At 59.1% G+C, this 23,215-nt stretch carries 21 protein-coding genes and 1 pseudogene; 13 read left to right on the top strand and 9 right to left on the bottom strand.

Features of this window, described 5'->3' with window-relative positions:
• Nucleotides 1–49 precede the first annotated feature (49 nt).
• Nucleotides 50–1,549: a CoA-acylating methylmalonate-semialdehyde dehydrogenase gene (locus K529_RS07855; RefSeq protein WP_005635352.1), complete on the bottom strand. Its 1,500-nt coding sequence runs from the start codon at nucleotides 1,547–1,549 to the stop codon at nucleotides 50–52.
• Nucleotides 1,550–1,704: 155 nt separating this feature from the next.
• Here K529_RS07855 and K529_RS07850 point away from each other — a divergent pair, with 155 nt between their 5' ends.
• The 3 genes from K529_RS07850 to coaD all read left to right on the top strand — a co-directional run bounded on the left by K529_RS07850 (nucleotide 1,705) and on the right by coaD (nucleotide 3,717).
• Nucleotides 1,705–2,601 (top strand): LysR family transcriptional regulator, encoded by an 897-nt coding sequence (locus tag K529_RS07850; protein ID WP_005635355.1) that lies wholly within the window; start codon nucleotides 1,705–1,707, stop codon nucleotides 2,599–2,601.
• A gap of 55 nt (nucleotides 2,602–2,656) precedes the next feature.
• Entirely contained in the window at nucleotides 2,657–3,091 is a 435-nt protein-coding gene (locus tag K529_RS07845) for a CBS domain-containing protein (protein ID WP_005635357.1), read from the top strand.
• Between the two features lie 128 nt (nucleotides 3,092–3,219).
• A complete protein-coding gene (gene coaD / locus K529_RS07840; protein ID WP_005635360.1) occupies nucleotides 3,220–3,717 on the top strand; it encodes a pantetheine-phosphate adenylyltransferase in 498 nt (165 codons plus the stop codon).
• A gap of 69 nt (nucleotides 3,718–3,786) precedes the next feature.
• On the opposite strand, the gene K529_RS23660 is transcribed toward coaD, so the two are convergent.
• Both K529_RS23660 and gap read right to left on the bottom strand, forming a co-directional pair.
• A complete protein-coding gene (locus K529_RS23660) occupies nucleotides 3,787–3,930 on the bottom strand; it encodes a hypothetical protein (RefSeq protein WP_005635363.1) in 144 nt (47 codons plus the stop codon).
• Between the two features lie 78 nt (nucleotides 3,931–4,008).
• Nucleotides 4,009–5,010 (bottom strand): type I glyceraldehyde-3-phosphate dehydrogenase, encoded by a 1,002-nt coding sequence (gap, locus tag K529_RS07835; protein WP_005635366.1) that lies wholly within the window; start codon nucleotides 5,008–5,010, stop codon nucleotides 4,009–4,011.
• A gap of 254 nt (nucleotides 5,011–5,264) precedes the next feature.
• Between gap and K529_RS07830 the strand changes: the two genes are divergently transcribed.
• Nucleotides 5,265–6,215 carry a DUF808 domain-containing protein gene (locus K529_RS07830; protein ID WP_005635369.1) on the top strand — a complete coding sequence of 317 codons (951 nt, stop codon included), beginning with the start codon at nucleotides 5,265–5,267 and terminating at the stop codon, nucleotides 6,213–6,215.
• Nucleotides 6,216–6,336: 121 nt separating this feature from the next.
• Here the strand turns inward: K529_RS07830 and tkt are convergent, their stop codons facing one another.
• Nucleotides 6,337–8,358 (bottom strand): transketolase, encoded by a 2,022-nt coding sequence (gene tkt, locus K529_RS07825; RefSeq protein ID WP_005635372.1) that lies wholly within the window; start codon nucleotides 8,356–8,358, stop codon nucleotides 6,337–6,339.
• Nucleotides 8,359–8,694: 336 nt separating this feature from the next.
• Here tkt and K529_RS07820 point away from each other — a divergent pair, with 336 nt between their 5' ends.
• Both K529_RS07820 and K529_RS07815 read left to right on the top strand, forming a co-directional pair.
• Complete coding sequence (locus tag K529_RS07820) at nucleotides 8,695–9,582, top strand: coiled-coil domain-containing protein (RefSeq protein ID WP_046002142.1); 888 nt, start codon at nucleotides 8,695–8,697, stop codon at nucleotides 9,580–9,582.
• Nucleotides 9,582–9,992, top strand: a pseudogene (locus K529_RS07815) (cell division protein ZapA); the annotation flags it as partial. The gene K529_RS07820 and the pseudogene K529_RS07815, both read left to right, overlap by 1 nt.
• A 185-nt stretch (nucleotides 9,993–10,177) precedes the next feature.
• Here K529_RS07815 and grxD read toward each other — a convergent pair.
• From grxD to K529_RS07785, 5 genes are all read right to left on the bottom strand, one after another.
• Entirely contained in the window at nucleotides 10,178–10,540 is a 363-nt protein-coding gene (gene grxD / locus K529_RS07810; RefSeq protein WP_005612081.1) for a Grx4 family monothiol glutaredoxin, read from the bottom strand.
• A gap of 36 nt (nucleotides 10,541–10,576) precedes the next feature.
• Complete coding sequence (locus K529_RS07805) at nucleotides 10,577–10,825, bottom strand: hypothetical protein (protein ID WP_005612078.1); 249 nt, start codon at nucleotides 10,823–10,825, stop codon at nucleotides 10,577–10,579.
• Entirely contained in the window at nucleotides 10,822–11,058 is a 237-nt protein-coding gene (locus K529_RS07800) for a BolA/IbaG family iron-sulfur metabolism protein (RefSeq protein ID WP_005612075.1), read from the bottom strand. Before K529_RS07800 ends, K529_RS07805 begins: the two co-directional genes overlap by 4 nt.
• Nucleotides 11,059–11,337: 279 nt before the next feature.
• Nucleotides 11,338–13,503 carry a phosphoribosylformylglycinamidine synthase subunit PurL gene (purL, locus tag K529_RS07790; protein WP_005612072.1) on the bottom strand — a complete coding sequence of 722 codons (2,166 nt, stop codon included), beginning with the start codon at nucleotides 13,501–13,503 and terminating at the stop codon, nucleotides 11,338–11,340.
• A gap of 471 nt (nucleotides 13,504–13,974) precedes the next feature.
• Nucleotides 13,975–14,880 (bottom strand): LysR family transcriptional regulator, encoded by a 906-nt coding sequence (locus K529_RS07785; RefSeq protein ID WP_005612069.1) that lies wholly within the window; start codon nucleotides 14,878–14,880, stop codon nucleotides 13,975–13,977.
• A 168-nt stretch (nucleotides 14,881–15,048) separates the two neighbouring features.
• Here K529_RS07785 and K529_RS07780 point away from each other — a divergent pair, with 168 nt between their 5' ends.
• The 7 genes from K529_RS07780 to K529_RS07750 all read left to right on the top strand — a co-directional run bounded on the left by K529_RS07780 (nucleotide 15,049) and on the right by K529_RS07750 (nucleotide 23,196).
• Nucleotides 15,049–18,468 carry an indolepyruvate ferredoxin oxidoreductase family protein gene (locus K529_RS07780; protein ID WP_005612066.1) on the top strand — a complete coding sequence of 1,140 codons (3,420 nt, stop codon included), beginning with the start codon at nucleotides 15,049–15,051 and terminating at the stop codon, nucleotides 18,466–18,468.
• A gap of 139 nt (nucleotides 18,469–18,607) precedes the next feature.
• Entirely contained in the window at nucleotides 18,608–19,486 is an 879-nt protein-coding gene (locus K529_RS07775; protein ID WP_005612064.1) for a lysophospholipid acyltransferase family protein, read from the top strand.
• Between the two features lie 30 nt (nucleotides 19,487–19,516).
• Nucleotides 19,517–20,326 (top strand): glutamate racemase, encoded by an 810-nt coding sequence (locus K529_RS07770; protein ID WP_046002143.1) that lies wholly within the window; start codon nucleotides 19,517–19,519, stop codon nucleotides 20,324–20,326.
• Between the two features lie 85 nt (nucleotides 20,327–20,411).
• Nucleotides 20,412–21,440: an N-acetyl-gamma-glutamyl-phosphate reductase gene (gene argC / locus K529_RS07765; protein ID WP_005652151.1), complete on the top strand. Its 1,029-nt coding sequence runs from the start codon at nucleotides 20,412–20,414 to the stop codon at nucleotides 21,438–21,440.
• A 13-nt stretch (nucleotides 21,441–21,453) separates the two neighbouring features.
• Complete coding sequence (gene ccmE / locus K529_RS07760; RefSeq protein WP_005652152.1) at nucleotides 21,454–21,897, top strand: cytochrome c maturation protein CcmE; 444 nt, start codon at nucleotides 21,454–21,456, stop codon at nucleotides 21,895–21,897.
• Nucleotides 21,898–22,040: 143 nt separating this feature from the next.
• Entirely contained in the window at nucleotides 22,041–22,649 is a 609-nt protein-coding gene (locus K529_RS07755; protein ID WP_046002144.1) for a holin-associated N-acetylmuramidase, read from the top strand.
• Nucleotides 22,650–22,659: 10 nt separating this feature from the next.
• Nucleotides 22,660–23,196 carry a holin family protein gene (locus tag K529_RS07750; RefSeq protein ID WP_005610517.1) on the top strand — a complete coding sequence of 179 codons (537 nt, stop codon included), beginning with the start codon at nucleotides 22,660–22,662 and terminating at the stop codon, nucleotides 23,194–23,196.
• The last annotated feature ends 19 nt before the right edge of the window (nucleotides 23,197–23,215 follow it).

The following is a 23,215-nucleotide window of genomic DNA, read 5'->3' as shown; positions in this document are numbered from 1 at the left end:
AGGCCGCCCGACGATGCCGGGCGGCCTGAACTAAATCCGTGAGTGGTGATTAGTCCATGGCTTTGAAGTTGAACTCGCCGCCTTCTTTGATGCCGGAGAACCAGCGCTGGGTGACGGTCTTGGTGCGGGTGTAGAACCGGAAGGCGTCGGGGCCATACTGGTTCAGGTCACCAAAGGCCGATTTCTTCCAGCCGCCGAAGGTGTGGTAGCTGAGCGGCACCGGGATCGGGAAGTTGATGCCGACCATGCCCACGTTGACGCGGTTGGCAAAGTCACGCGCGGTGTCACCATCTGCGGTGTAGATCGCGGTGCCGTTGCCGTAGGCGTTGTCCTTCACGAGGTTCAGCGCGTCCTCGTAGTTGTCCATGCGAACAGTCGACAGAACCGGGCCAAAGACTTCTTCTTTGTAGATGTCCATCTCGGCGGTGACGTTGTCAAACAGGGTCGGGCCAACGAAGTAACCGTTCTCATAGCCTTGCAGCGTCAGGCCACGGCCATCGGTCAGCAGCTTTGCGCCTTGCTCGACACCGCTGTCGATCAGACCTTCGATGCGGGCTTTTGCCTGCGCGGTGATCACGGGACCGTAGTCGATGTCCTCACCGGCGGTGTAGGGGCCGACCTTGAGCTTCTCGATGCGGGGCAGCAGACGCTCGATGAGGCCATCGGCGGTTTCTTTGCCGACCGGAACCGCAACGGAGATCGCCATGCAGCGTTCGCCTGCTGCGCCAAACCCGGCACCGACCAGCGCGTCCGCGGCCTTATCGAGATCCGCATCGGGCATGATCAGCATGTGGTTCTTGGCACCACCAAAGCACTGCGCACGCTTACCGTTGGTCGCCGCGCGGCCATAGATATACTGTGCAATCGGAGTGGAGCCGACAAAGCCCACGGCCTGAATGGTCTCATTGTCGAGGATCGCGTCAACAGCTTCTTTGTCACCGTTCACAACCTGCAGCACGCCATCGGGCAGACCGGCTTCTTTCAGAAGCTCCGCCAGATAGAGCGAAGTGGAAGGCACGCGCTCGGAAGGTTTCAGGATCATGGCGTTGCCGCAAGACAGGGCAGGGGCCATTTTCCACAGCGGGATCATTGCCGGGAAGTTGAAGGGCGTGATGCCCGCAACCACACCCAGAGGCTGACGCATGGAATAAAGGTCGATGCCCGGTCCGCCGCTGTCGGTGAATTCCCCTTTCAGGAGGCTCGGCGTGCCCATGCAGACCTCAACCACCTCAAGGCCACGCTGCACGTCGCCGCGTGCGTCGGGCAGGGTCTTGCCGTGTTCACGGGCAACCAGTTCTGCGAGCGTGTCCATGTGCTCGTTGATGAGCTGGCCGAATTTCATCATCACGCGGGCGCGTTTTTGCGGGTTGGTGGCGGCCCAGCCAACCTGCGCTTCGGCAGCTTTGGCGATCACCGCGTCCATTTCGGCTTTGGTTGCGAGCGGCACCTTGGCCTGCACTTCACCGGTGGCGGGGTTCAGAACATCAGCAAAACGGCCGGAGGTTCCGGCAACTTTCTCGCCATTCACGTAGTGGGTCAGTTCCTGCATGTGCAGTCCTCCTCTGATCTCGAGTCCCGCGTATCCTAGGATTGCAAAAACGAACGTAAAAGAGGAAAGGCTTCAAATAGGTTTTGCATTAACGCAAATGGTTAATGTAGGTTTACCCAGAGCAGAATGCGCAAAAGACTGGAGGATCCCGTCAGATGGAACCCCAATGGGACGATATGAAGGTGTTTTTGGCGGTTGCGCGAGAGAGCAGCCTCTCTGGTGCGGGGCGGGTTCTGAAGATGGACCCGGCCACGGTAGGCCGCCGGGTGGCACGCTTTGAGGCGGCCCTGAAAACATCGCTCTTTGTAAAATCGCCGCAGGGCTATGCGTTGAGCGCCGCCGGAGACAGGCTCTTGGGCCATGCCGAAGCGGCAGAGCTTGCGATGCGCGCAGGCGAAGAGGCGCTCACGGGTCCCAGCGATACATTATCAGGACAGATCCGCATCGGCGCGCCGGATGGCTGCGCAAATTACATCCTGCCGCAGGTCTGCGCGGCGATCTCCAAAGACAACCCGGATCTGGACATTCAGGTGGTGGCCCTGCCACGGGTCATCAACCTGTCGCGGCGCGAGGCCGATATGGCCGTGACCGTAAGCGCGCCCACCGCTGGCAAGCTGTTGGTGCAGAAGATCACCGACTATCATCTGCATCTGGCCGCATCGCGCTACTATCTGCGTGACCACCATCCAATTGAAAAACTGGAACATCTGCAGGATCACCGGATGATCGGTTACATCCCCGACATGATCTTTGATCGCGAGTTGGATTACCTCAATGACCTTGGGGTGGAGCGGGTCTCGCTGGCATCGAACTCCGTTTCTGTGCAGATCAAGATGCTGGCCGAGGGGAGTGCTGTCGGTGTGGTGCATGATTTTTCCCTGCCCAGCCACCGCTCCTTGCGCAAGGTTTTGAAGGATGAATTCAGCCTCACGCGCAGTTTTTACCTCGTGCGTCATCAGGGCGATCAGCGCAGCGACCGGCTCAACCGTTTTGCGGAAGCACTGTCATCTGGCATTCGCGCAGAGGTTGAAAGATTGGAGAGCTTGACTTGATGCGATCTTGCAGCAAACCTTGAGAGAGTGAAAGAAAATTTCAAGGGTTCGCAAAATGCTCGTAAAGTCGATTCTGAAGTCCAAGGAAATCTCCGAGGTTGTCACGATCAGACCTGACGCCACAATGGAGGCGGCGGCGCAACTTCTGTCGGAGCATGGCATCGGTACGGTTGTGGTTTCAGCGGACAACTCAACACCGATGGGCATTCTGTCGGAACGGGACATCGTCCGCAAACTGGCCAAGGTTGGCTCGGTCTGTCTCGGTCACAAGGTCGAAGACTATATGACCCGTGACGTAGTGACCTGCACCCAAGACAGCGTCGCAGAAGAGGCCTTGGCCACGATGACCGAGGGCCGGTTTCGTCACATGCCTGTTGTCGAGGACGGGGCGCTGGTCGGGATCATCTCATTGGGCGATGTGGTCAAAGCGCAGCTCAACGAGGTGGCGATGGAGAAAACCGCGCTCGAAGGTATGATCATGGGTCACTGACCTGCGGGTCTGGGGCGTTGCGCTGCGGCGAATGTGTGATCATTGAAGATTCAGTATTCTCACGCACTTGCATTGCGCGGCGCAACATGATTGCGTGCCCAAAAATGTGACGCAGGCAGGAGGGGCCCATGCGCATTGGCTTGTATCCCGGAACCTTTGACCCAATCACGCTGGGTCATATCGATATCATCCGCCGGGCGGCCATGCTGGTGGATCGGCTGGTGATCGGCGTGGCGATCAACCGCGACAAGGGGCCGTTATTCGATCTCGAAGAACGCGTCGCCATGATCGAGGCGGAATGTGCCAAGCTCACCGAGCAGACCGGCACCGAGATTATTGCCCATCCGTTTGAGAACCTGCTGATTGACTGTGCCCGCGATGTGGGCGCGCAGGTGATCGTGCGCGGACTGCGCGCGGTGGCGGATTTTGAGTATGAATTCCAGATGGTCGGTATGAACCGCGCCTTGGATGACAGTATCGAGACGGTGTTCCTGATGGCCGAAGCACGGCATCAGGCCATCGCGAGCAAACTGGTGAAAGAGATTGCGCGTCTGGATGGCGACGTCAGCAAATTTGTCACCCCGCTGGTGCGCGACAGGCTGATGGAACGACTGGGCGGTCGCTGACCTCACGCAAAGTTCTGAAAATAAATAAACCCGGCCTGCAAAGCGGTGCCGGGTTATTCGTTTGCGGCTTTAGCGCCAGAAGGCCAGCCACTCGATCAGTTCAAACAGTTTCTTGCTAAGAAACAGCACATGCCCGGTGCCAAAAAAGATCACATCCACCGCCAATGCGGTGAGCAGGAACAAGCCAAAGGCGACGGCAATAGTATTGGTCATGGGAACTGCTCAATAAAACACGCCCGGTCAGCTATGCCTGACCGGGCGCAAAATCTCAAGCCTCGCGAGGAAGAGGGGTTAGTTCAGACGGCCCATGGCGGTGGCAACATCCGCCATCCGCACGGAGAAACCCCACTCGTTGTCATACCACGCCAGCACGCGCACCATGCGACCGTCAACGACGCGGGTCTGATCGGGCGCAAAAATCGAGCTTTCTTCGGTGTGGTTGAAATCGGTCGACACCAGCGGCGCAGGCTCATAGCCCAGAACGCGCGACATGTGACCCTTGGAGGCCTCTTCCACCGCTGCGTTCACCTCTTCGGCGCTCACCTCGCGACCGGCGCGGAAGGTCAGATCCACGGCAGAGACATTCGGTGTCGGCACGCGGATCGCGGAGCCATCCAGACGGCCCTTGAGGTTGGGCAGCACTTCGCCCAGGGCCTTGGCCGCACCGGTGGAGGTCGGGATCATCGACATCGCGGCGGCGCGGGCGCGGTAGAGATCGTCGTGACGCCGATCCAGCGTCGGCTGATCGCCGGTATAAGCGTGGATCGTTGTCATGATGCCGTGCTCAATGCCAAAGGCCTCGTCCAGCACTTTGGCCAGCGGTGCGAGGCAGTTGGTGGTGCAAGACCCGTTGGAGACCATCTTGTCGGTGGCCAGCAGATCCTCGTCATTGACGCCGTAAACCACGGTGCGGTCGACGTTCTTGCCCGGTGCGGACAGCAGCACCTTGCCAGCGCCGCGCTCCAGATGCTTTTTCGCCTTCAGACCGTCGTTGAACTTGCCGGTGCATTCCAGCACCACGTCGCAACCTTCCCAGTCCAGCGTGTCCATGTCGTAGGTGGAATAAACCTGCATGTCCCCACGACCGAGGTTCAGGCGCCCTTCGCTGAAATCGACCTGACCGGGAAAGCGGCCATGCACGCTGTCATATTTGATGAGATGCGCGGCGGTCTCGATCGGGCCGGTCGCATTGACCTTGATCACCTCAATATCGTTGCGAAAGCTGCCGGCGATATGGGCGAGGGTGCAGCGGCCGATACGTCCGAAGCCGTTGATTCCAACTTTGATGGTCATCTCTGTCGTCTCCACGAAAAGGCTGTCTTAGGGGCAGCCTATAGCGGGCATTAACCTCGGGAAAAAGAAGAAATTAGAGTAAACACAGACTGTTAGCGCAAAACCTTGATGGTTGCGTTAACACTCGCATGCGCGTTTGCGGTAACTGTGGGTGGCCATCTCAATGCAGATGCTGCGCCGCCGCATGCTTGAATGATTCCCCACCCGCAGGCTACACATGCGTGAATGAATGCCAATGCGCAAAGAGGTGAGTTATGAGCGGTCTTCTGGCCTTGTTGGACGATGTAGCGGGAATTGCCAAAGTCGCCGCCGCCTCGGTGGATGATGTGGCGACGCAATCGATGAAGGCAGGCTCCAAGGCGGCGGGGATCGTGATCGACGATGCCGCTGTCACGCCAAAATATGTGACCGGTTTTCAGCCCGCACGAGAGCTGCCGATGATCTGGCGCATCGCGCGCGGCTCCTTCATCAACAAACTGGTGTTCCTGCTGCCCGTCGCACTCTTGATGTCGCAGTTCGCGCCTTGGCTGATCCCGCCCTTGCTGATCCTCGGCGGTTGCTACCTGTGTTTTGAGGGCGCCGAAAAGATCGTGCATGTATTGATGCCCCATGACGATCAGTCGGGCGGGCCAGATGGCAGCCATGCTGTGGGCGATCCAACCCAGCTTGAGGAACAAAAGGTCAAGGGCGCGATCAAGACCGATTTCATCCTCTCGGCCGAGATTATGACAATTTCACTGTCCACAATCGAGAGCGATGTGTTGTGGATTCAGGCGGCCACACTGGCCGTGGTGGGCATCATGATCACCATCGTGGTCTATGGCGTCGTCGCAATCATCGTAAAAATGGATGATGTGGGCCTTTGGCTCACAGAGGTGGGCCGCACCAGCGCCACCCGCGCGCTTGGCCGTGGTATTGTGGCTTTCATGCCGTGGTTCCTGAAACTCCTGTCCATCGTCGGCACCGCCGCAATGCTCTGGGTTGGGGGTTCGATCATTGTGCATTCCGTGGCGCAGATGGGATGGCACTGGCCCGAGGAGACCATCTACGCCTTCGCCAAGAGTATCGCCCAAGGCGACGGCCTGGTGGAATGGCTGGTCAAAGCGGTGGTTGACGGCATCTTGGGTTTTGTTGTGGGGCTAGTCTTGATCCCCATCGCCACCAAGCTGATCGCACCGCTCTTTGGCGCAAAAGCTGCGCATTAAACCAAACCTAAAACGTTAAAAGGGCGCCCCAGATCGGAGCGCCCTTTCATCTTCTAACTCAAAATATCCCGGGGGAGACCCGAAAGGGTCGGGGGCAGCGCCCCCAAACCCCATGTGCCATTTAGCCCAACAGCTCTTTGACCTTGGCAACGGTGCCCTCGGCAGTGATGCCGAATTTTTCAAACAGCTCGCCCGCCGGGGCAGAGGCGCCAAAGCCCTGCATGCCGACAAAGCCCGCTTTTTTCTCCTGACCACGTTCGCCCAGCAGCAAGCGATCCCAGCCGCCATCGCGCACGGCGGCCTCGATGGCCACGCGCACCGGACCTGCGGGCAGAACCTTGCGGCGGTAGGCCTCGTCCTGTGCGTGGAACAGCTCCATGCACGGCACAGAGACAACACGGGTGCCGATGCCCTGACCTTCAAGGATGTCTTTTGCAGCCATTGCGGTGGAGACCTCGGAGCCGGATGCCATCAGGATCACCTGACGCTTGCTTTCGGCCTCGGCCAGCACATAGGCGCCTTTCTCGGTGAGGTTCGACAGCTTGTGCTCGGTGCGCACGGTGGGCAGTCCCTGACGGGTCAGGGCGATCACCGACGGGGTCTCTTTTGAGGTCAGCGCGATTTCCCAGGCTTCGGCGGTTTCCACCGCATCGGCCGGGCGGAACGTATAGGTGTTCGGGGTCGCACGGCAGATCGCCAGATGCTCCACCGGCTGGTGGGTCGGACCGTCTTCGCCCACACCAATCGAGTCATGTGTCATGACAAACACGGTGGGGATCTTCGACAGCGCGGCCAGACGCATCGCGGGGCGCGCATAATCGGTAAAGCAGAAGAAGGTTCCACCATAGGGGCGGATACCACCATGCAGCGCCATACCATTCATTGCCGCCGCCATACCGTGCTCGCGGATGCCCCAGTAGACATAGCGGCCCTTGCGATTATCCGTGTCAAACACGCCCAGATCACCGGTCTTGGTGTTGTTGGAACCGGTAAGGTCCGCAGAGCCACCAATGGTTTCCGACATGATCGGGTTGATGACTTCCAGAGCCATTTCCGACGCCTTGCGGGTGGCGACCTTGGGCTGGGACTCGGAAATCTGTTTTTTCAGCGCCTTGATCGTGGCGGAGAGCTTTTTCGGGGCCTCCAGCGCGAAGGCGCGGTTGAACCGGTCCTGCTTTTGCGATGAGAGTTCCGCAAAACGGCCTTCCCATTCGGCCCGCGCCGCTGCGCCGCGTTTGCCGATCTCTTCCCACTGGGATTTGATCTCGGCGGGAACATCATAGGCACCGCCGGTCCAGCCATAGGCGTCTTTGGCAGCTTTCAGCTGATCCGCGTCCGTCAATGCGCCGTGACCTTTAGAGGTATCCTGCGCCGCGTGACCCAGAGCGATGTGGGTTTTGCAGGCGATCATCGACGGTTTCTTGGTCTTCTTCGCGGCCTCAATGGCGGCGTCGATCTCGGCCGGGTTGTGGCCGTCGATTTCCTGCACATGCCAACCAGACGCCTTGAAACGCTGTACCTGATTGGTGCGGTCAGAGAGATCAACGGTGCCGTCGATGGTGATGTTGTTGTTGTCCCAGAACACCACCAGTTTGCCCAGTTGGTGCCGCCCGGCAAGGCCGATGGCCTCCTGGCTGATGCCTTCCATCAGGCAGCCGTCGCCCGCGATCACGTAAGTGTAGTGATCGACGACTTTTTTGCCGTAGTGGGCGCGCAGGCTTTCTTCGGCCATGGCAAAACCCACGGCATTGGAAATCCCCTGACCCAGCGGGCCAGTGGTGACTTCTACTGCGTCCAGAAGGAAGTTTTCCGGGTGGCCCGCGGTCAGCGCGCCAGACTGGCGGAAGTTCTTGATCTGATCCAGCGTCACCTGCGCATCGCCCATGAGATACAAAAGCGAATAGATCAGCATGGAGCCGTGGCCCGCTGACAGGATGAAGCGATCACGGTCGGCCCATTTGGGGGCAGTGATGTCGAACTTCATGTGCTTTTCAAACAGCACGGTCGCAACATCAGCCATGCCGATCGGCATGCCGGAATGGCCGGAGTTTGCACCCGCAACCGCATCCAGCGTGAGAGCACGGATAGCGGCGGCTTTGTTCCAATGATCGGGGTTTTCAGAGCGCAGGGCTGTCAGATCCACTGAACTGTTCCTCTTTGGGTTCGCAGGGGTTTGCCGCTGGATAGCAGTCTTAAAGCAAAGATCAAGCTTTCCGGGCTTGTTTTGCAGGGTTTCGCAGGAAGCTGCCCGTAACTAGACTGCGCAAGTGCTTGAAAGCAATGGGGGGGTGTTTTACCCCATCATACGATAAGCTGAGCGAAGCTGATTGCTGCCGGGTTGATTCGTGTCCGTTTACCGTGTGCCGGAACCGATGACCCAACAGGACGCATCGCGAAACGGCGAAAGATCGGCTCAGGGCGTGCTGGACGGAAACAGGCTCCGTTCGCAGTTCTGAGGAGACGAGGTGAAGAGGAACGCATGGAGCAGTTAGAAGAATTACAGGGCCGCATCCAGACCGCGCTGCACCGTATATATGGCGGCGTCGCAGCGTTGGAGCAAAAGCATGCCAACAGGCCAGTGCCGACGCTGGAAGAGTTGGACATGCAAAAGCACGCGGAGCTCTTGGCGGATCTCGATGATGAGAAAATGGCCAATGCGCAGCTCGAAGAGCGGCTGAAACTGCTGCATGGTCGGCTGGAAGACATGGAAAAGAAGGTTGCCGCCGTGGACGGTGCCAACGATCTGATTGCCATGCAAGCCGAGCTTGAGCTGCTGCGCAACGAGGCCGGAAATTCGGTCGAGTCTGAGGCGCTCAAGGCCGAAGTGACCCGTCTGAAACAAGATCTGGAAGCCGCGCGCAATCAGGCCGCAAGTGAGCGTGAAAAGCTCGAGGATGACCTGAGCGAAGCCACGGCCCAGAATGAACAATTGCAAGCTCAGCTTGCCGCGCAACCTGCTGCGGAGGGCGGGGCTGAGGCCGGTGATACAGCCGAGCTGGAAACCCTGCGCCGCGAAGTGGAAGAGCTACGCGCCCGCGCTGAGGCTGCCGAGGCAGCGCCCGCCACAGCCGAGTTGGCCGATGAGGGTGTCAGCGAAGAACTGGACCTACGCCTGAGCGAATTGGATGGGGAGTTGCAGACCCTGCGCGCCAGCAACGATCAACTGCGTCAATCCAATGCGGCCCTGCGTGCGGCAAATGCCGAAGGGGTCGCGGACCCCGCGCTGATAAACTCTGGCCTCGAAGCCGAGGTGGAGGGTCTGAAAGCCGCTCGCGCCACCGATCAGGCCGAGGTCAACGCGGTGCTGGCACGCCTTGAGCCGCTTCTTGCCACTGCCCCCAATCTGCCAGAAGGAGAAGAAGCCTGATGCCGGAAGTGACAATTCACATCGGAGGCCGCGATTTTGTGGTGTCCTGTCAGGAAGGCGAACAGAGCTTTCTGGAGATGGCGGCAGGGATGCTCGACGATGAGGCGCAGGTGCTGTCGGACCAGATCGGGCGTATGCCCGAGGCGCGCATGCTCTTGATGGCCGGCCTCATGCTTGCGGATAAAACCGCTGCGGTCGAGGACCGGATCAAGGAAGTCGAAGCCAAGATCGCAGAAAAAGACGCCCTCATCGCAGAGCGTGAGGCCGAGCTTGAAGAGCTGCGCAATGCGCCGCCACCGCCTGCCGAACAGGTTGAGGTTCCCGTGGTGCCGCCGCAGGTTGCCGAAACATTGGCGGAGCTGGCAGCACGCGCCGAGGCGCTGGCCGGTGAAATCGAAGAGAAAGCCGCACCCGACGATGATGACGACGAGGAAGAGGTGGGCGCTGGCGTGAAGGATGACGCACTTGCCTCCGACCCGATCAGCGAAGACGAAGTTTCCGAGCAGGTCTGATCTGAAGAAAGATCGCTGCCCGCGATAAAAAGCCCGCTAAACCGAGAGGTTAGCGGGCTTTTTTGTTCTGCGTGGGCAATAGATCAGGCGTTGGCTTCGCGGATCTTGTCTGCGGCATCCTTGTCAAAGGTGATGCCGTTTTGCTCAAACATACCGTCGAGTTCGCCAGACAGGGTCATCTCGGTGATGATGTCGCAGCCGCCGACAAACTCGCCCTTGATGTAGAGTTGCGGGATGGTCGGCCACTCGGAATACTCCTTGATGCCCTGACGGATGTCCTCATCCGCAAGCACGTTGACGTCGGTGTAATCGACGCCGATGTAGTTGAGCACGCCCGCCACGCGCGAGGAAAACCCGCACTGCGGCATTTCCTTGGTGCCTTTCATATAAAGCACAACATCATTGGCTTTGACGGTTTCATCGATGCGGGTCTTCGCGTCGGTCATGGTATTGGTCCTTTGTCGTGGCGCCGGGATGCGCGGTTAACGCGATAGTTTCCGGCTGATCGAACGGTTGTAATCTTGCGCCTTTGCGTCGGCGGTATGAGTTTGTTTTACGGTCTCTAGATCGGTGGCTTCCATACCCAGCGGTACGTCAGAAGATTTGGTCGTGGTCTTGTCTGGCTGAGCATCAGTCAGCCGTCGGCGTGCGCGCGATCGCCATTTTGCTTCGGCAAAGATGGCCGCACCCACAATGGACAGGCCGATAAGAAGCCAGACTTTCCAACTCATTCCGGCGCTTTGGTGGTCAGGGCGAGGGCGTGGAGCTCACCGCTGGGGCCATCCATCTTGCCCTTGAGCGCGGCATAAACGGCGCGCTGCTGCTGCACGCGGTTCTTGCCGCGAAAGCTCTCGTCGATGACCATGGCGGACATGTGAACGCCATCACTGCCGCCCACCTCGATTTGCGCATCCGGGAAGGTCTCGCGCAGGAGGGCTTCGATTTCATGGGCCTGCATTGGCATGGGGCGCATCCTTGCTGTGGTGTTCTTTTGCCAAAATGTAGGGCTGCAATGCGAGGGACGCAAGCAACTCTACCATGATTGTAAGGTCTGTTTTGTCGCGACCGATGTGAAACGGGACGGGGGCGCTCCCGCCTGCTTATGGACTGGCCCCAAAGGGGCCCGCCCAACACAGTTGGGCCCGGCACCGCGCGGGCGCGGTGCCGGGCCCAAGGCCGCCAAGGGGGCTTAGCAACAGCTAAGGCACCAGTGGGCGCGGGAGTTTCCCCGCAACATTTCTTGTCAGGCGACGGCTTCGGCAAAGCTCGTGCGGAAGATCTGGCTCAGCTCTTCGAGCGTGGCCTCGGAGCCGCCGACTTTGACCGTGTCACCGGTGAACTTGCCAACCGTTTCCAGCGGCACAGCTGCCTGGCCCGCGGCAATCATCAGTGCCTCGGCCTGATCAAAATTGCAGGCCACAAGGTAGCGCGCCTGATCCTCACCAAAGAGGGTCGGGGTGTCGCTTGCGTCGATCTGCACGCCAACACCGGCAGCCTCGGCCATTTCAAACGCAGCCAATACAAGCCCGCCATCACTGATGTCGGTGCAGGCCTTGATGAAATCGCGGTTGTTGCGGATGAATTCGCCGTTGCGTTTTTCGGCCTCCAGATCCACCGCAGGCGCATCGCCGTCTTCGCGGTTGAAGACCTCATGCAGGAGCGCCGACTGGCCGAGGTGACCGGTGGTTTCGCCCACCAGCAGCAGCACGTGACCATCGCGGGCCTCGCCAAGGATCGGCTCTTCACCCGCCGCAACCAGACCCACCGCACCGATGGTGGGGGTGGGCAGGATCGCCTGACCGTCAGTCTCATTATAAAGAGAGACGTTGCCCGAAACGATCGGCATATCCAGCGCCGAGACGGCCTCGCCGATACCTTTGAGTGCGCCAACAAATTGGCCCATAATCTCGGGCTTCTCGGGGTTGCCGAAATTGAGGTTATCGGTGGTCGCCAAAGGCTTGGCCCCGACGGCGCAGAGGTTGCGATAGGCCTCGGCCACGGCCTGTTTGCCGCCCTCAACCGGGTTGGCCTTGACGTAGCGCGGGGTCACATCAGAGGTAAACGCCAGTTTTTTGTCGGTGCCATGCACGCGGACCATGCCGCCACCCAAGCCCGGACGACGCGCGGTGTCGCCCATCACGGTGGTGTCATATTGTTCATAGACCCACTGTTTGCCGGCATAGTTGGGGCTGGAGATCAGCGCCTTCAGGCCATCGATGGGATCAATGGTTGGCACATCCGCATCCGTCAGCGCTTCGGGGGCCTCGACCTCAATCCATGGGCGGTCATATTCCGGTGCGGAGGAGGAAAGCTTAGACAGCGGCAGGTCGGCTTTAACCTCGCCGTTGTGCATGATCAGGAAGCGGTCTTCGGCAATGGTTTCGCCCACGATGGCAAAATCGAGGTCCCATTTCTCAAACACGGCTTTGGCTTCGGCCTCAAGCTCGGGCTTCAGCACCATCAGCATGCGCTCTTGCGATTCCGACAGCATCATCTCGTAGGCGGTCATATCGACTTCGCGCTGCGGGACCTTTTCCAGATCCAGACGCACACCAAGGCCGCCCTTGTCGCCCATCTCAACAGCGGAGCAGGTCAGACCCGCCGCACCCATGTCCTGAATGGAGATCACGGCACCGGTCTGCATCAGCTCCAGCGTGGCTTCCATCAGGCGTTTTTCGGTGAAAGGGTCGCCAACCTGAACGGTGGGGCGCTTTTCCTCGATGGTGTCGTCGAATTCTGCCGACGCCATGGTCGCACCACCAACCCCGTCGCGGCCGGTCTTTGCGCCGAGGTACACAACCGGCATGCCCACGCCGGAGGCGGCGGAATAGAAAATCATGTCGGTTTTCACGAGGCCCGCTGCAAAGGCGTTCACCAGACAGTTGCCATTGTAGGCGGGGTGAAAGCGCACTTCGCCGCCGACACAAGGCACACCAAAGCAGTTGCCGTAGCCGCCGACGCCCTCAACCACGCCGTTTACCAGCTGGCGGGTTTTGTGATGCGCAGGCTCGCCAAAGGACAGCGAGTTCATCGACGCGATAGGCCGCGCGCCCATGGTGAAGACATCACGCAAAATGCCGCCAACACCGGTGGCGGCACCTTGGTAAGGTTCGATGTAGGAGGGGTGGTTGTGGCTTTCCATCTTGAAGACGACCGCGTCGCCATCGCCGATGTCCACGATACCGGCGTTTTCGCCGGGGCCACAGATCACCTGCGGGCCGGAGGTCGGCAGGGTGCGCAGCCATTTCTTCGATGATTTATAGGAACAATGCTCGTTCCACATGGCGGAGAAAATGCCGAGCTCGGTGAAGGTCGGCTCGCGGCCAATGATCTCAAGGATCAGATCGTACTCATCGGGTTTCAGTCCGTGGTTTTCGATCACTTCAGGCGTAATGGCTGGTTCCTGCATGGCGCTAGATGGCCCCCCGGGTCGCTTCATGTTGTCGGCCTTTTAGAGCAACGCCCGCGGCGGGGGAAGGGGGCATCATCGACGTGCAGAAAATGCCCGTTCCTTGGGCAAATCCTGAGCGGCTTGCCCGAACATAGGGCATCGCGCCTGTGTCGTTCTGCAATTCCTGCGCGGTTGGCGTTTTTGTCTGGCGCGGACAGTGCGCGCACGACAAACAAGGACAAAAGCCACGCAATCGTCACATGCTCCGGTCAAACGGGCGGCAGACAAAGGGCCAAAAAAAAGGCCGAGCACTAAGCTCGGCCGTAGTCCAACAGGGAGGTATGAAGTGCGGCGATTGCCGCGTCTCCATGAGGGTCATTTAGGGTGCCTGCTGCGCTGCCGCAAGTGTTTTGAAACACATGTTAACTCAAGCCTGCCATGCACTATATGCATAGCTTTTGCGCGCCACGCATATAATGCAGCTGAGAGTTATATTTTACCCAGTTCTTTCATGTGCTTACGGTGGGCGATGATCTCGTTCTGTACAAAATCACGGAAGGCGGAAACCCGCTGCGAATGGCGCAACTCTTCTGGGTAGGCGAGATAGACGGGCACACCATTGGTATCCTCATTGGGCAGGACCTGCACCAGATCGGGGAAATCCTCTGTCACATAGTCTGGCAGCACCCCGATCCCGAGATCCTGCAACACCCCCTGCAACACGCCGAAGTAGTTGTTCACCGTGAGCATGGATTTTGGGTTATGCGTCATCAGCTTTTGCACCATGACCGCAGCGGACCCGACTTGCGCGGACCGCAGACTCTGACAGATCAGGCGGTGGTCGCAGATTTCCTCGATGGTTTCCGGCCAGCCGAATTTATCAATATAGCCGCGCGAGGCATAAAGGCGCATCTGAACGGTCATCAGCCGTTTGCGGATCAGGTCGGCCTGGCTTGGCTCTTTCATACGGATCGCGACATCGGCTTCGCGCATCGGCAGGTCGAGCACCCGTTCCTCGAGCATCAGGTCGATCTTGAGGTTGGGGTATTGTTCATAGAGCTTGATCAGCCGTGGCGCGAGCCACAATGTGCCAAAGCCCGTGGTGGTGGTCACGCGCAATTCGCCAAACACGCCTTCTTCGCTGTCGCGAATCCGTGCGGAGGCGGTTTCCAGACGTTTTGCCATCGTTTTGGTGGCGTCAAACAGCAGTTCACCCTGCTCGGTCAGAATCAACCCGCGGGCGTGTCTGTGAAAGAGAGTTGCGTTCAAACTCTCCTCAAGGCCCCGAATTTGCCGAGAAACGGCAGATTGGGACAGATTTAGCCGGTCGCCCGCATGGGTCAGACTGCCTGCGTCCGCAACCGCGTGAAAGATCCTGAGCTTGTCCCAATCCATTGTTTTTACTCTTTCTGCCTCTTTGCCTCAAACTACATGATGATGAGGCTAAGTTTCAAACCTTACCGGAGTCTGACACCGAAACTTTAAACAATCTGATATACAGGTCAGCACTTATGACCTATTATCTGGTCAAAATGCTAGCAAGTCATGGTTGAGGAGGACCGGATGAGCACGCAAAAGATCTCGCTCAATGACCGTTACGATCTGGAAAAGACACCAATTTTGCTAAACGGGACTCAGGCGCTGGTGCGTTTGATGCTGATGCAAAAGGCCCGCGATGTGGCGGCGGGGCTGAATACGGCTGGTTTGGTCACCGGGTATCGCGGCTCGCCGCTTGGTGCGGTTGATATGCAAATGAAGCGCGCAGAGAAGCTGCTGACGCAATCTGACGTGACGTTCCAATACGGTCTGAACGAGGATCTCGCCGTCACCGCGCTCTGGGGCGCGCAGCAGGCGGAAATCCGCGGTGAGGGCAAATACGACGGCGTCTTTGGTCTGTGGTACGGCAAGGGGCCGGGGGTGGACCGCTCTGGCGACGCGCTGCGCCATGCCAATATGGCGGGGTCTTCGAAACACGGCGGCGTATTGGTTGCGATGGGCGACGACCACACCGGTGAAAGCTCCACCGTGCTGCATCAATCCGAATGGTCCTTGCTGGATTGTTATCTGCCGATTGTCAGCCCCGCAGGCGTACAGGAAATTCTGGACTACGGCATCTATGGTTATGCTTTGTCGCGGTTTTCCGGCCTATGGGTTGGCCTCAAGACGATGAAGGATACGATTGAGGTCACGTCCGTTGTGGATGGCGACCCGAACCGGATTGCGCTGAAGATACCGGACATTGACCTGCCCGCCGATGGTTTGAACATCCGCCTTGACGATGACCGTTTTCGTCAGGAAGACCGCATTATCGACCATAAACGGTTCGCGGCTGAGGCCTTCAGCCACGCGAATAAGATGGACAAACGGGTCTGGGGTAAACCCGGTGCCAAGATTGGTTTCGTCGCCGCCGGTAAGAACTGGCTGGATCTGGTTCATGCGCTAAGCCTCTTGAATATCGATGAAAACATGGCCGAGCGTCTGGGCATCACCACCTATAAAGTGGGCCAGACATGGCCGATGGATATGAAGGGCTTTAACGCTTGGGCTGAGGGGCTGGACCTGATCGTGGTGGTCGAGGAAAAGCGCAAGCTGATCGAGATCCAGATCAAGGAAGCGATCTTTGACGACCGGCGCGGCCGCCGGGTTTATGGCTGGTACAAGGGCGGTGCGGGCACCATGCATCGCGAGGAGCTGTTCCCGACCAAATATGCCCTCGACCCCATCATGATTGCCGAAAAACTGGGCAATATCCTGATCGAAGAAGGCCGCGACGCCGAGGCGATCCGCGCGGGGCTGGCCGCGCTCGATGATGCGCGCCGGGCTGACAATGCCGAGGAAATCGCCGCGCGTCTGCCGTATTTCTGTTCTGGCTGTCCGCATAACTCCTCCACCAAACTGCCTGAAGGGTCGCGCGCTTACGCGGGCATCGGCTGTCACTTTATGGTGCAGTGGATGGACCGCGAGACCGTGGGCTTTACCCATATGGGTGGTGAGGGTGCCAACTGGATTGGCGAGGCACCGTTTTCCAAAAGACGCCATGTTTTTCAAAACCTTGGCGATGGAACCTACAACCACTCTGGGGTGATGGCGATCCGCGCAGCACTCGCCGAGGGCACCAATATCACCTATAAGATCCTCTATAATGATGCGGTGGCGATGACCGGCGGTCAGCAGGCCGAAGGGGGCCTCACGGCGCATCAGATCGCGCATGAATTGACCGCGATGGGGGTGAAGACCATCGCCGTGGTCTATGACGAAAAAGAAGACGTGGACGCCAAGCTGTTCCCAAGCGGCATGCGGATGCATGAGCGGGCGGACCTGATGAAGGTTCAGCGTGAGTTTGAGGATGTGGAGGGTGTTTCGGCCATAATCTACATCCAGACCTGCGCCGCAGAAAAACGCCGCCGCCGCAAAAAGGGCCTGTTCCCGGACCCGGATCAACGGGTGTTCATCAACTCTGATGTCTGCGAGGGCTGCGGTGATTGCGGCGTGCAATCCAACTGCGTCTCCATCGTGCCAAAAGAGACCGAACTGGGCCGAAAACGAGCTATTGATCAATCCAGCTGCAACAAGGATTTCTCTTGCGTCAACGGGTTTTGCCCGTCGTTCCTCAGTATTGAGGGCGCCAAGATCAAGAAGAGCGCAACCACCAGTCTGGAACTGCCGGAGCTGCCCGAGCCGCAATTGCCCGAAATCCATGGCACCCATAACGTGGTGATCACCGGCGTTGGTGGCACTGGCGTGGTGACCATCGGTGCGGTGCTTGCGCAGGCGGCGCAGATCGACGGCAAGGGTGCGGGCATGATGGAAATGGCGGGGCTCGCCCAGAAGGGTGGCGCGGTGCATATCCATTGCCGCCTCGCCAATCGTCCCGAAGACATCAGCGCCATCCGCGTGGCCACTGGCGAGGCGCATGCGCTGATCGGCGGTGATCTGGTGGTGAGCGCGGGGGCCAAGACCCTTGGCCTGACCTCCACCGGGCGCACCGGTGCGGTGGTCAACAGCCATGAAATCATCACCGGGGAATTCACCCGCAACACCGACTTCTCCTTGCCAAGCGACAGGTTGCAGGTCGCCCTTCAGGCACGATTGCGGGACCGGGTGGACCTGTTTGATGCTTCGGAATTGGCGCGTGTCAGCATGGGAGATTCGATTTTCTCCAACATGATGGTCTTTGGCGCGGCGTGGCAGCGGGGTCTGATCCCGGTGAGCTTTGATGCGATCAAACAGGCCATTGAGCTGAACGGTGCGGCGGTTGAAAAAAACCTGCGTGCCTTTGACATTGGTCGCTGGGCGGTGCTCTATCCGGAGGATGCTGCAGGCCTCTTGACGCCCGGCGTGGTACAACTGCCAAAATCGCTTGATGATAAGATTGCCTATCGCCGCGCACGCTTGGTGGAATATCAAGGTAAGCGGCTGGTGAAACGCTACGATAAGCTGCTGAGCGGCATCTCTGATGTGCGACTAAAAGAAGCCGTAGCAAAGGGTTATCACAAACTCCTGACCTATAAGGACGAGTATGAGGTTGCGCGACTTTTGCTGAGCAGTCGGGAAAAAGCCGAAGCGGAGTTTGAGGGCGATTTGAAGATTTCCTACAATCTCGCACCGCCTATCATGGGTGGCAAGGATGCCAACGGTCGCCCCAAGAAGCGCAAATTTGGCCCAAGCACGGAGCGGCTGTTCCGTATCCTTGCCAAGCTTAAATCCCTGCGCGGCACGCCGCTTGATCTCTTTGGTTACACAGCCGAGCGCAAGATGGAGCGCGCACTCATCAAGCAATATGAGGCCGACATGAAAGCGTGGCTGCCCAAGGCAGAGAGCGTCGATAGGGATGCGCTTGTGGCTTTGGCGGAGCTGCCACTGCAGATCCGCGGCTTTGGCCCTGTAAAGCGAAAGAGCGAACAACAAGCCGCCAAACGGCGCGAGGAATTGCTGATCGCGCTCAAACAGGGGCCAGATGCGCTAAAATCAGCCGCTGAGTAAGGCAGGATGCGCCACTCAGGTTTTGAGTGGATGTCATGAATGTGTTACCAAGGCTGGGCTAAATGCGCGCCCAGCCTTAGGCAGGCCGAGGCCTGTCATTCAGGCGTAATATTCTTGTCTTTACGGAGATCACAAAGACATGCTTGAGCGTCGCCATATCGCGCGCGATATCTCGTATTCCCACTCCGCCGAGACGCGGCCGGGTCGGATCATGATCCGCCTGATGGAAAACACCACCGGTCGTTTGCGGCTGATAAAGCGCGCCAAGGGCTATGATTCCGAGGTGGCCTCGGGGCGCAGTTTTTGGGACGTGATCGTCGAACGCTACGGTCTCAGCCTTGATGTGGTGGGTGGCAGTCTCGACAATATCCCGCGCGACAAGGCGGTGATCCTGATTGCAAACCACCCCTACGGTATCCTTGATGGGCTGATGATGGGGCATATCCTGTCGCGCACGCGGGGGGATTTTCGCATTCTGGCGCATCAGGTGTTTCGCAAGGCTGAGGATCTGAACAAAGCGATCCTGCCGATCGATTTTGCCGAAACCAAAGAAGCAGTGAAGGTCAATCTGCAAACTCGCAAGGATGCGCTCGATTACTTGGGGCAGGGTGGCGCGATTGGGATTTTTCCGGGCGGCACGGTCTCTACGGCGTCCAAACCCTTTGCCCATCCGATGGATCCGGGCTGGCGCGGCTTTACCGCGCGGATGGTGGCTAAATCCGATGCGGTTGTGGTGCCTTTGTATTTTGACGGCCATACCTCGCGGCTGTTCCAGATTGCCTCGCATCTGCATTACACGCTGCGTATGGGGCTTCTGATCAAGGAGTTTCGAAAGCGCGTTGGCACCCCGGTCCGGGTTGTGGTTGGCGATCCGATTGGCCGTGATGTGCTGGACCCGCTGGCCAAGGACTCCAAAGCAATGATGGATTTCCTGCGCAAAGCCACGTATGAGCTGTCTCCAACACCGCTCAAATCCTATGACTACGGGTTTGAGTTCGAAGAAAAACACCGGGCCTGAACGGGTCCGCACACCCAAAGGCAGTGTGACATGGCAGTTGGTATTTTTGATTCCGGTCTTGGTGGTCTGACGGTTCTGGACGCGGCGCAAAAGCGCCTGCCGGATGTGGATTTCCTCTACTATGGCGACAACAGCCACGCGCCTTATGGGGTGCGCGATGCCGAAGACATCTATCAGCTGACCCACAAGGCGGTGCACGACATGTGGAATCGCGGCTGCAATCTGGTGATCCTGGCCTGCAACACCGCCTCGGCGGCGGCCCTGCGGCGGATGCAGGAGGCGGGCGTACCTGAGGGCAAGCGGGTGCTTGGCGTGTTTGTGCCCTTGATCGAGGCGCTGACCGAACGCCAGTGGGGCGACAATTCGCCCCCGCGTGAGGTGGCCGTGAAACATGTGGCGCTGTTTGCAACCCCCGCCACTGTGGCAAGCCGCGCGTTCCAACGCGAGCTGGCCTTTCGCGCCATTGGCGTCGACGTCGAAGCGCAGGCCTGCGGTGGCGTGGTCGACGCCATCGAAGAGGGCGACATGATCCTTGCCGAGGCGCTGGTCAACAGCCACGTCGACGCGCTGTTGCGCAAGATGCCCCGTCCCGAGGCGGCGATTTTGGGCTGCACCCATTATCCGCTGATGGAGGACATCTTTCAAAAGGCGCTGGGGCCGGATGTGCAGGTGTTCAGCCAGGGCCGTCTGGTGGCCGACAGCCTCGCGCATTATCTTGAGCGTCGCCCCGATATGATCGGCGGCGGTGCGGCAGGCTATCTGACCACCGGGAATGCCGGACGTGTCAGCAGCCGCGCGACGCAGTTCTTGCGACGAGAAATCACTTTTGAAGCGGCCTGAGGTCTCGTACCTTCACGTCCAACCTGATTTCCTGTCTGCGACTGATGCAGGCCCTACTGACACATGAACAATTCGAGGTCTCGACATGACCCATAACGTGGCAATCCTTGGTGCGTCCGGCTACACTGGCGCAGAGCTGATCCGGCTAATTTCTCAGCACCCAAACATCACCCTCAAAGCCCTCGCCGCCGAGCGCAAGGCAGGCATGGAGATGGCAGATGTGTTCCCGCATCTGCGTCATCTTTCGCTACCAACCCTTTGCAAGATCGAGGAAATTGACTTCTCTCAGATCGATCTGTGTTTCTGTGCGCTGCCGCATAAGACCAGCCAGGAGGTGATCGCCAAACTGCCCGGTGATCTGAAAATCGTCGATCTATCGGCGGATTTCCGGCTGCGCGACCCGGAGGCCTATCAGAAATGGTACGGCAACCCGCATGCGGCGCTGGAGCAGCAAAAAGAGGCGGTCTATGGCCTCACCGAATTCTACCGCGATGAGATCAGATCGGCGCGGCTGGTGGCGGGCACGGGCTGCAACGCCGCAACCGGGCAGTTCGCCTTGCGGCCGCTTATCTCGGCGGGCGTTATTGATCTGGATGAGATCATTCTGGATATGAAATGCGCGGTCTCCGGCGCCGGGCGGGCGCTCAAGGAAAACCTGCTGCACGCGGAACTGAGCGAGGGTTACAACGCCTATGCTATTGGCGGTACTCACCGGCATCAAGGCGAGTTCGATCAGGAATTCTCTTTGCTGGCGGGGCGTCCCGTGCAGGTTCAGTTCACACCGCATCTGCTGCCCGTGAACCGGGGCATCTTGGCGACCACCTATGTCAAAGGCGATGCGCAAAAGATCTATGAGACCTTCGCGAAGGCCTATGCCGACGAGCCCTTTATCGAGCTGCTGCCCTTTGGCGAGGCCCCCTCGACCCACCATGTGCGCGGCTCGAACTTCGTTCATATCGGGGTGACGGGGGATCGCATTGACGGGCGGGCAATTGTCATCGTGGCGCTGGATAACCTGACAAAAGGTAGCAGCGGTCAGGCCTTGCAGAATGCGAACCTGATGTTAGGTGAAGAGGAAACAGCCGGGCTGATGATGGCACCGCTGTTCCCTTGAACAAGAGGTCCAGATGAAGTCCCTGAAGAAGCAGCGGCGAATCCAGATCATAGCGCTTGCGACCGTGGCCCTGATCGGGTCCACGGCGCTCATCGGATATGCGATGCGCGATGGCATCAACTACTTCCGCTCGCCCAGTCAGGTGATGGAGACGCCGCCCGAACCGACCGAGACCTTCCGCATCGGCGGTTTGGTCGAAGAAGGCAGCCTGCAACGCGGTCAAGGCGAGGCGGTGCTGTTTTCCGTGACCGATGGCGGGGCCAGCGTGCCGGTGACCTTTACCGGGGTGTTGCCGGATCTGTTTGAGGAAAACCAGGGCATGGTGGGCACCGGGCGTTATATCAACGGTGTCTTTGAAGCCTCTGAAATCCTTGCAAAACATGATGAGACCTACATGCCCAAGGAAGTCGTGGATGCCCTGAAGGAACAGGGTGTCTATCGCGAGGACGAGAGCTGATTTTCTCTCGGCATGTCTCTGGTTTTACCACGCGCCCGGCGGTCACCGCACGGGCGCGTTGCGTATCTGGCGCACGCCGCGCGCACCTGATTTCAAGGCCTGAACGCTAGTCTTCCTGCCAGTTCCCGATTGGAGGATCTTGCATGGATGTCGCAAAAATCGCCCGAGAGATTGTCGCCCGTGAAGGAGGCTATGTGGATGACCCAGATGACCCCGGCGGGGCGACAAAACATGGTGTCACCATTCACACTCTGCGCCGGCTTGGCCTTGATCTGACCGGTGACGGCGCGGTGGATCGGCGCGACGTCAAAGCGCTGGATCGCGCGCAGGCCGAAGAAATTTTCCTGCGCGAATACTTCCGCCGCCCACGTCTGCATCTGCTGCCAGAGCCGCTTCAGGCCAGCGTCTTTGACATGCATGTCAACGCAGGCGCTAACGCGGTGCGCATCCTGCAAGAGCTTTTGTGCGAAATGGGCTATGACCTGCGGGTTGATGGCGCCATGGGGCCGCAGACGGCCAAGGCGGCGCAGGCCGCAGGGCAGGTCAATATGGAGGCACTGGTCAATGCCTATGGGATCGCGCGCCGGAACTACTATTTCGATCTTGCGGATCGCCGCCCGCGCAGCCGCAAATATGCCCGCACCCGGGCGGGCGGCAAGGGCGGCTGGATTCGCCGCGCCGAAGAATTCATCGCGCCGCGCTATCACATGACCCCGGCAGAGTTTCAGTCTCGTACAGCGCATTGGTCTTGAAGGAGGTTCCATGTTTTCAACACTTTGGGAGATGCTCTTTGGCAATCGGCGCAATGTGATCCGCGAGACCGCAGAGGTCTTTCGCGAAAACAGCGAACAGGCGGCGGTGCGGGCGCATGACCTGCAAGGCGCAGCACTGGCGCAGTTCGCAGCCGAATTTGCAGGGCAGAGCAGCGGCTTTGATCGCTTCATGGATGGGGTCAACCGTCTGCCGCGCCCGATGCTGGCGCTGGGGACACTGGGGCTGATGGTGGCGGCGATGGTGGACCCGCTGTGGTTTGCGGCCCGTATGCAAGGTGTTGCGCTGGTGCCCGAACCCCTTTGGTGGCTCTTGGGGATCGTGGTGTCGTTTTATTTTGGCGCGCGCAGTCAGGCCAAGACACAAGCCTTTCAGGAAGGCATCGCACGCAGCCTTGCACGGGTGCCGCAGGCGGTTGAGAATATCGAGCAGCTGAAAACAGTCGCGCAATCTTATGATAAGAAACGAGAAAGCGAAAGAGATGATAATCCAGCGCTTGTGGAATGGCATCAAAATCGCGGCGGGTGAGGCCCACCCCCTGCGGCGC

Source organism: Tritonibacter mobilis F1926 (genome assembly GCF_000376545.2).
Taxonomy (GTDB): Bacteria; Pseudomonadota; Alphaproteobacteria; order Rhodobacterales; family Rhodobacteraceae; genus Epibacterium; species Epibacterium mobile.
The sequence above is the reverse complement of the archived record's forward strand: the minus strand, read 5'-3'. Positions and strand labels throughout refer to the sequence as shown.